Origin of the sequence: Flavobacterium filum DSM 17961 (assembly GCF_000425465.1) — a bacterium.
GTDB lineage: Bacteria > Bacteroidota > Bacteroidia > Flavobacteriales > Flavobacteriaceae > Flavobacterium > Flavobacterium filum.
The window spans coordinates 1-7129 of the sequence record NZ_AUDM01000034.1 but is presented as its reverse complement, the minus strand read 5'-3'; the positions used below and the strand labels follow the sequence as shown (position 1 = coordinate 7129).

At 35.1% G+C, this 7129-nt stretch carries 7 protein-coding genes and 1 pseudogene; 1 reads left to right on the top strand and 7 read right to left on the bottom strand.

The window, feature by feature from the left end; all coding sequences use genetic code 11:
• Positions 1–244, top strand: a pseudogene (locus H601_RS16680) (hypothetical protein); the annotation flags it as partial.
• Between the two features lie 413 nt (positions 245–657).
• On the opposite strand, the gene H601_RS0112690 reads toward H601_RS16680, so the two are convergent.
• Genes H601_RS0112690 through H601_RS0112660 form a run of 7 tightly spaced genes read right to left on the bottom strand, consistent with a single transcriptional unit; the run spans position 658 to position 6645 of the window.
• A complete protein-coding gene (locus tag H601_RS0112690) occupies positions 658–957 on the bottom strand; it encodes a DUF6804 family protein (RefSeq protein WP_156900408.1) in 300 nt (99 codons plus the stop codon).
• Positions 950–1408, bottom strand: coding sequence for a tellurite resistance TerB family protein (locus H601_RS15770; RefSeq protein WP_026711852.1), 459 nt, complete (start codon positions 1406–1408; stop codon positions 950–952). Before H601_RS15770 ends, H601_RS0112690 begins: the two co-directional genes overlap by 8 nt.
• Positions 1405–3903: an Hsp70 family protein gene (locus H601_RS0112680; protein WP_026711851.1), complete on the bottom strand. Its 2499-nt coding sequence runs from the start codon at positions 3901–3903 to the stop codon at positions 1405–1407. The genes H601_RS15770 and H601_RS0112680 overlap by 4 nt, the downstream gene beginning before the upstream one ends.
• 19 nt (positions 3904–3922) lie before the next feature.
• Positions 3923–4270, bottom strand: coding sequence for a hypothetical protein (locus tag H601_RS0112675; protein WP_026711850.1), 348 nt, complete (start codon positions 4268–4270; stop codon positions 3923–3925).
• Between the two features lie 12 nt (positions 4271–4282).
• Complete coding sequence (locus H601_RS0112670) at positions 4283–5887, bottom strand: hypothetical protein (RefSeq protein ID WP_026711849.1); 1605 nt, start codon at positions 5885–5887, stop codon at positions 4283–4285.
• A gap of 5 nt (positions 5888–5892) precedes the next feature.
• A complete protein-coding gene (locus tag H601_RS0112665; RefSeq protein ID WP_026711848.1) occupies positions 5893–6435 on the bottom strand; it encodes an SH3 domain-containing protein in 543 nt (180 codons plus the stop codon).
• A 3-nt stretch (positions 6436–6438) separates the two neighbouring features.
• On the bottom strand, positions 6439–6645 hold the full coding sequence (locus H601_RS0112660) for a hypothetical protein (RefSeq protein ID WP_156900407.1): 207 nt from the start codon (positions 6643–6645) through the stop codon (positions 6439–6441).
• Positions 6646–7129: the final 484 nt, after the last annotated feature.

The window sequence follows — 7129 nt, the reverse complement described above, 5'->3', positions numbered from 1 at the left end:
TTACACCGATTTAATTGGACTAGAAAAAGTAAACGGAGAACACAGCTTAATTATGTTGGTGTATAACATCAAACGCAGCATCAACATTCTCGGTGTGCCCGATTTACTCGCTAAACTTCACGCTTGGAACTCACCTTACAAGAGAAAGTTCTTGTTTTGTTTAAAAACGACTTGTTTAAAGCTCTTTTTAACTCAAATTAGCTTTGGAACAGATCAAAATACACCCAAATGTAACTTGGCTTAAAACGAAACAAATTAAGTTTTAGAGGATGAAGTTTAGGAGAAAAGTGGTTTTTTTCACAGCCTGACGTTTCGCCGGTAAGCGAAGTTGCCGACCAAAGCGATCCGAGTTCTCTCTGCCGAAGATAAATATTATTCGTGAAACCACAACTTCCGGCTACCGAAAACCCGGCAATTTTGCTTACCGGCTGTTACCTGCTGGCCTTCTGTCCACCGTGTCGTTGTATGCCTTGTCAATATTGAGTTTTCTTGTCATTGTCTGCTGTGTTTGTCGGGCTGTGTGTCGGTGTATTTTTATTTTTTTTGAAGCGTTGGGGAATTTTTTTAAAAACAATTTTTCTCTGCGTTGGCAAAGCAAGCTCTTTTGCAATTTTTGGTCTGTGCGTTGGCTTGTGTGAATTGCAAATGTGCTTGCTTTTAGGGCTGGCTTTTCTTTGGTTTCATAAATATTGATATTAGAAGGCCTATTCCAACTACCACGTCAACTATATTCCACATTTGTCTACCGAGTGCGATTTTGAAAAACGGTTGAAATAGCAAAGCAAGTCCACCGTAAATTATCATTTCTGTCTGTCTGCCTTGTTGGTTTGCCTGATAAGCTAAAATTGCAAATCCAATTAGTCCTGCAAACCTTACAAACTGATAAAAACCATAAGGCATATCCGCCAAACAGAGAAAGAATAAAATCGCTAAGACGATTTTTATGACACTATTCAAATTTAAGCTCATCTGTAAATTCTTCGTGAAGTCCATAATTATGGAAGTCTATTAAATAATTCATTTGCTTTGGAAATTTCGTGATAATGGTTTCTTCACTTGTTTTCAGTTTTGATTTTACTATTTGAAGAAACTTAACTTCATTTGGCTCAACCTTTTCGTCCGATTCAATGGCTCTTATCAAAACTTCAATCAAAAGCAATTCTTGATTGTCGTTTAGATTAGCACTCGTTAACTCTTTAAGGTAGTCATTGATAGCTGATTTTCCTTTTTCTTTTAAGGTTTGAAGATTTGCTTCTAGTGGTTCTTCAAAATCATAACCCATAAAGTAAATTTCATTTTCAGCCATATTTCTGATTTCTGAAATTTCTGCTTCGTCTATACTGCCATCACAGGCAATTACAGAAACTGCTGATTTAAGCAGTAAATTTTGGAATGCTTCTGTTTTCATAATCCAAATCCAATTTTAGTTGTTATTTGTTCTTTAGCACCTCTTGGTAGTAAATCAAGCAAACCAAAGTTTATTTCCCTAAGTCTGTCCCAATTTTGACTTTCAACAGCAAATTTCCCTGCATCAACGAGACTTTTGGCTTGTGTTTGGTCATTCATTTTTGGTTGTTCCCCTTTAAGCCAATTGAAAATACCAGTTAGAAAATCGGGAGTTCGCCATCTAATTTGACCAATGATGCTATGTAGTTCGTCAGATTTTTCTTGAATCTTGATAGGGCTATTTGTTGACATAAATGCTTCTTCCTGAGCTACAATATCATTGTATGTTTTTCTTTCGTGGTCATTGCCACTATCATTTATAAGTTTTAAGCATTCTTCTTTAGTCTCAAAGTAATGCTCTCTCACTTTTTGTAATCTTTTGTGTTTCGTTGCACTGTCAATTTCCTGAGCAATTTTACGTTTCTTATCTTCAAGTTGATAGCGTTTGTCAGTAACATCATCAGAGGTAAGACTCTCTGTTTCCTCAGCAACAACTTCCATTTCCTTTTTCAATTTTGATAATGCACTAGCTGTTTCATAGTCCTCTTTTTCTGTCGCTTGTTCAATTTCCTCTTCCAATTTATCTGATAGGACTTCGACTTGTTCTTTTAGTAGATTTACTGGCATATGCCTTTCTTTGGGATTAAAAGTCTCTTTGAATTCTTGGTCTGCCATTGTTAGATAGGCGGATGCTGTTAAATCTTGGCTGTCTGAAATAGTAATGGTTATTTCTATATCAGAACCTTTTGAAATATCTCTTTTTAGATTTTTCCCGTTAATTTCAATATATCCAATAGTTTTAATTGATTCAGGTAGTGACAGGTGAGAGCCTTGTAATACCTTTACTTTAATCACTTCATCATCACTTCCTTTTAAAACTGTCTTATTTAACGGAAAAGTAACTGTTCGTTTGGTAGGTAATATGGTATTGCGCTGAAATAGAAGAAACAATCTTGTATGTCCAAGGTTGTCCAAATCGTCTACCTCTAAGCAAATATCCTCTGGTAATGGTTGACCACTAATACCAAACCCGCTGTTTATACCAATTGGTTCGATGTCGGTTTCCACAACATTATTCAGGCTATCATAAACAGTTAATGAAAAGAAATTGTAGGCATTTTCAACTAATGGCAAATCTTCGCTGATTCTCTCAGTAAGGTTCTTCAATCCTGAATCAAAACCACCATCTTGTCTGACAATTTTATAAAATAGACCTTCGGTTTCTCCTGTTACCCTTGCAGCGAATAATTCGTCCTTTTCTTTAGATGCTTTATTATAACTAGCTTTTATTGATAAAGCAGTTTTCTTTTGCTGTTTATCAGATTTGGAAATCTCCTTTTGTTTAGTTGCTGCATAATATGCGGCACCAACTGCCACTGCAGTTGTGGGGTCTATTTCACAATTTACTGGGATTTGCAAAATCTCTTCTACTCGTTGTCTTACATAAGGAATGTATGTTGAGCCTCCAACCATTAATGTAAATTGAATGTCTTTTGAACCAAGTGAATTCCTTGTCAAAATGGTTTTAATCATTTCAATAGTTCCATCAACAGACGGTTTGATAAGCTCATTAAATTCAGAACGTGTGATTGTTATTTCAAAATCTACTTCGTTACCATCTTCGTCCTCAAATCCATCTACTACAATTTCGGCAGATGTAACTGCGGATAAACGAATCTTCGCTTCTTCGGCTCTACTTAATAGGACATAATATTTTGAATTGTATTTACCAGAAGCACTTTTCATTTCGTCTTCTAAGTTTTCAAAAGAAAATTCAGCATTTATTTTAGGGATTACAAGTTTGTCTACTATCATCTGGTCAATATCTGCACCGCCTAAAAAGTTGTTGCCTTCGTGGTCGATAACTTTCATTTCTCCGTCTTTAATTTTAATTAAAGCAACATCAAATGTTCCGCCTCCAAAGTCATAAACTAACCATTGACCATCGGTAAGCTCCTTTGATTTCTTCATATTGGCATAAGCCAAACTTGCTGCAATGGGTTCTTGTAATAAAACTACTTGTTTGAATCCAGCTTGATAACCTGATTCTTTAGTTGCATTTGATTGTATTAGGTCAAATGAAGCAGGAATTGTAATAACTACTGATTCTAAAGTATCTCCAGTATTTACAAATGTTTTAAGTTCTTTAAGAACTTGGGCTGATAATTCTATTGGCGTAATAGAACGATTTTGAGATTTGATTGGGAAACTTTCAGAAGTTCCCATTTTACGTTTAAAAAACGCTTGTGTAAATGAGTCTTTCTTTTGTTTGCCAAACATTACTTTGGCTTGGCTACCAACAATAATTTTATCTTTTTGATAGCACACCACCGATGGTAGTGTAGCTCTGCCATAATCCAAAGGATTATTGAAAACGATAACTTCGCCTTTTACAAATTTGGCAATTGCCGAATTTGTTGTTCCTAGGTCGATTCCGAAATTGATTGTATTTTCCATTGTGATAATGATTTAAAAGTTAAGATTTAGATTCTGCGACAACAATGCCTTTTCTTGCAATGAGTGTTATACCGCCTTTGCGATACCTTACTATTGGTTTAATAACTTCTGTGATAATTAAATTGTCAGCAGAATTACCCGCAATACTCGCTTCAATATCAGTTCGTGTTTCGTTATATGGCTCTCCAATGGGGTTGTGATAAAACAATCCACCATCAGTTTCCAATTGTTCAAATATTTCTTTCAACCTACTAACATTTCGGCTAATTGAATTTGATTCTGTAAGGCTTTCGACCTTTTTTTCAATTTCAAAAACTTGGTCTAACAAGTCAATGTAAATTTTCGGCACTTTTATTTGTTCATTCATGTTTTTTGATTTTTATGCACTTGGTTTTGAAAATGTCCAACCTTCTCTCATTCTATCAATTAGTAAAGGATGTTTTGAGAGTGTCGATTCCGATGCGTCTTTAATTCCACTGTTACTAACTTGATTCCCTTCCATAATCTTACCCACTATCCAACCTGCCACAGCTCCAATAATACCACCTATTATAAAATGTTCGCCTTCGGTCATTGCACCGATTATTACACCTAAAACAAGTGCTACAAAGAAAACCAAAGAAAACTTTTGACTTCCCTTTGAGTGGATTTCCTTACAATTCTTACATCTTGGAATTGTTACATCTGTATATGAAAACTGCACTCGTCTAGGAAAATAGCTTCGATATGTCTCTTTATATATGGTTTGAGAAATACCGCAATTATCGTCAGGAGAATTCTTTTCGCAAAAGTGACAAACTAAAATACCCTTGTATTTTTTTTCTAATTCTTCAAGTTCTGCTTTATCTTGTTTGAATTTTACTTTTGCTTCCTCATTAACATTAATTTGTAATGCAAAAGCTATCAATGAGAGCGATGTTTTTATATCATTTTGTTTATTCCAGCAAGAAATTGAAAGGCTTCTAATCGAATATCCAATCTGAGTTCTTATTTCGTTAGCAAATGAAGGCAAAGAATTTAATTCTGAAACTGCTACCAACTGTTTAATTTTATCTAAAGCATCTGTAGCTTGAATTGATTTATTCTCAACGTTCTTTATTTGAGCTTGTATTGTCAATATAATTGTAGCCCACTTTTTTAATGTTGGGGCATTTTTTTCTTGTTCAATTCTTTCTTCGTGTTTTTTTCTAACTATGTCATAATTTTTTTGGAAAGTAGGCTTGCTAACACTTTCAATGTTTAACTCAAGCAAATGCTCAAGTAAATGCAATGATACAGATGTCGTGTTAAACTCATTCCAAATTGCAAGCTGTAAGAAGTTGATGGAAGCAGCTATTTTATTTATCTGACTTTGAAAATATGCTGGTAATTGATTAAGTAGTTCTGTGGGAAACACATCTTTTATTAAATCTATAACTTCATCAATGTCATCATCAGAATATTCAGATTCTTCATTTTTAATGTCTTTAGTTATTGCGTCAATCTGCTGTAATCTATTTTGAATTTCAATACTAAGTCCCTTGAAAGCAATATTTAGGTCTGCTGTGCTTATTAGGTTTTGAGTTCTTAATATGCTTCTAAGTTTTTCTTCATCCGCATTAACAAATGCTTTTAATATGGCTTTGTCAAATTTAAGAGCAAAAAACGGACTTATAAATTTTATAAACTCAGGTAACTTGTAAATACTTTCCTGTTTGAATGATGTAAAAAGTTTATCATTGCCATTCACTAGAAAATCATTCAAAAGTTTGTTTGAGGATAGATGAGAATAAAATTCTAATGCATTATTGTTTTCTAAATCGTCAATGACTTTTTCGCAATCTGTTTTAGTAAGCGAAATCCCCTTATAATCAAAATGTCCATTGTCTGAAAGGTCAATTTCTGCAAATAGTTTGCGTTTTGCTTTTTTGATAACTGAATTGTCTAATGCCGCTACATCAGCATTTTCTAATTCTAGTAATTCTATTGGGTTAAGAAATTGCATAACTTTTATCTTCTTTCGGTTACTATATAAAATTGCCAAGTATAGCCCATATTACTCTCCACATATTCAGTGCCTATGTTTGGAATAACGCCTGGTGCAGAAGCACGATAGTTATATGTTCCTGGGCTTAATGTTATTGTTCGTTTTTGCTTCGGTGAAAATGTGTATGTCTCGCTATTGAGTTTTAGTGTTAAGGTTAATGTAGTATTGTTGAATATTTCAATTTCAGGATTATAAGTCGCAGTTTTACCGCTTGGGGTAAACATTCCTCTTTCATTTTTTTCAACAACGTCCCCAAGTTTTACAAACGACTTATGTATGTAGCCTTCTTTGTCGGTAGCAATGTCAATAATGTTATAGAAATCATTTTCAGTTTCAAGGGAGACAATAAAGATTTGTGTTCCCGGTTTTAATGATGAAATTACTCCGTAGTCAGTCCCGGGTCCTTGTCTAAAGTTGACCTGTTTTGTCACCCAACCCAAATAAGATTGACTGAAGCCGATTGAAGCTGTCAAAAGTAAAAGTGTTAAAAAGATTAGTTTTTTCATCTGCTACAAGTATATTGAATTAATCATTTGTTCTGTCGGTGCGTTGGCAAAAAATAGCTCTTTTGGTTTTGCGAAGGGTCGGCTTGTGTGTTGGGCAAAACCAAATGTGCCATTTGTGCGGCTGGCTAAAATTGTTTTTAAAAAATGTGCGGTGGGAAAAAATAAAAATACAGAAGCGTTGGCTTTTGGGTCCTCTGTTTGATGGTTCATTTGTCCCGTTACTTTATGTTTATTTCTGTCGTTCATTCTTGCTATGTCGTCTTTTAGGCTTGCAGGTAACGGTTTTCGGCTTGGCGATGTGGCGGATTTTTAGCACAAAAGTTCAATAGAATTACTGCTGTTGAACCTTGCACAAATGTTTCATAGAAGCACTTCACCCGCCATATTGCCAAACCGATGTGTGTGCCCTGCATCCGCAGGACACACCCCGAAAGCTTTTCAAATAGTTCAAAAATACAAATTTGGATTACAAAAACTAATTTTCGGGGTGTTATTTTTCCAGAGGGTGTAAGTCCCTTAACCGCGAGAGTAACGTCTCGAAGGTTTAGTAAGCTGCAAGGTGGTTTATCGTGAGGTATGCACTGAAGGAAGCAGGACTACAAAATCCGGTACTGACGAACAGAAACGTCATAAGAGGCAAGTTAAAGCGGATAAGCGTCCACAGCAACGCAACGTCCAAAGCTTACCAAAACTT

Bases quoted from the DNA above. Each gene is read 5' to 3' on its own strand.
- H601_RS0112680 (WP_026711851.1), bottom strand. From the start codon at position 3,903: ATGGAAAATACAATCAATTTCGGAATCGACCTAGGAACAACAAATTCG.
- H601_RS0112670 (WP_026711849.1), bottom strand. From the start codon at position 5,887: ATGCAATTTCTTAACCCAATAGAATTACTAGAATTAGAAAATGCTGAT.
- H601_RS0112665 (WP_026711848.1), bottom strand. From the start codon at position 6,435: ATGAAAAAACTAATCTTTTTAACACTTTTACTTTTGACAGCTTCAATC.
- H601_RS15770 (WP_026711852.1), bottom strand. From the start codon at position 1,408: ATGAAAACAGAAGCATTCCAAAATTTACTGCTTAAATCAGCAGTTTCT.
- H601_RS0112675 (WP_026711850.1), bottom strand. From the start codon at position 4,270: ATGAATGAACAAATAAAAGTGCCGAAAATTTACATTGACTTGTTAGAC.
- H601_RS0112660 (WP_156900407.1), bottom strand. From the start codon at position 6,645: ATGAACCATCAAACAGAGGACCCAAAAGCCAACGCTTCTGTATTTTTA.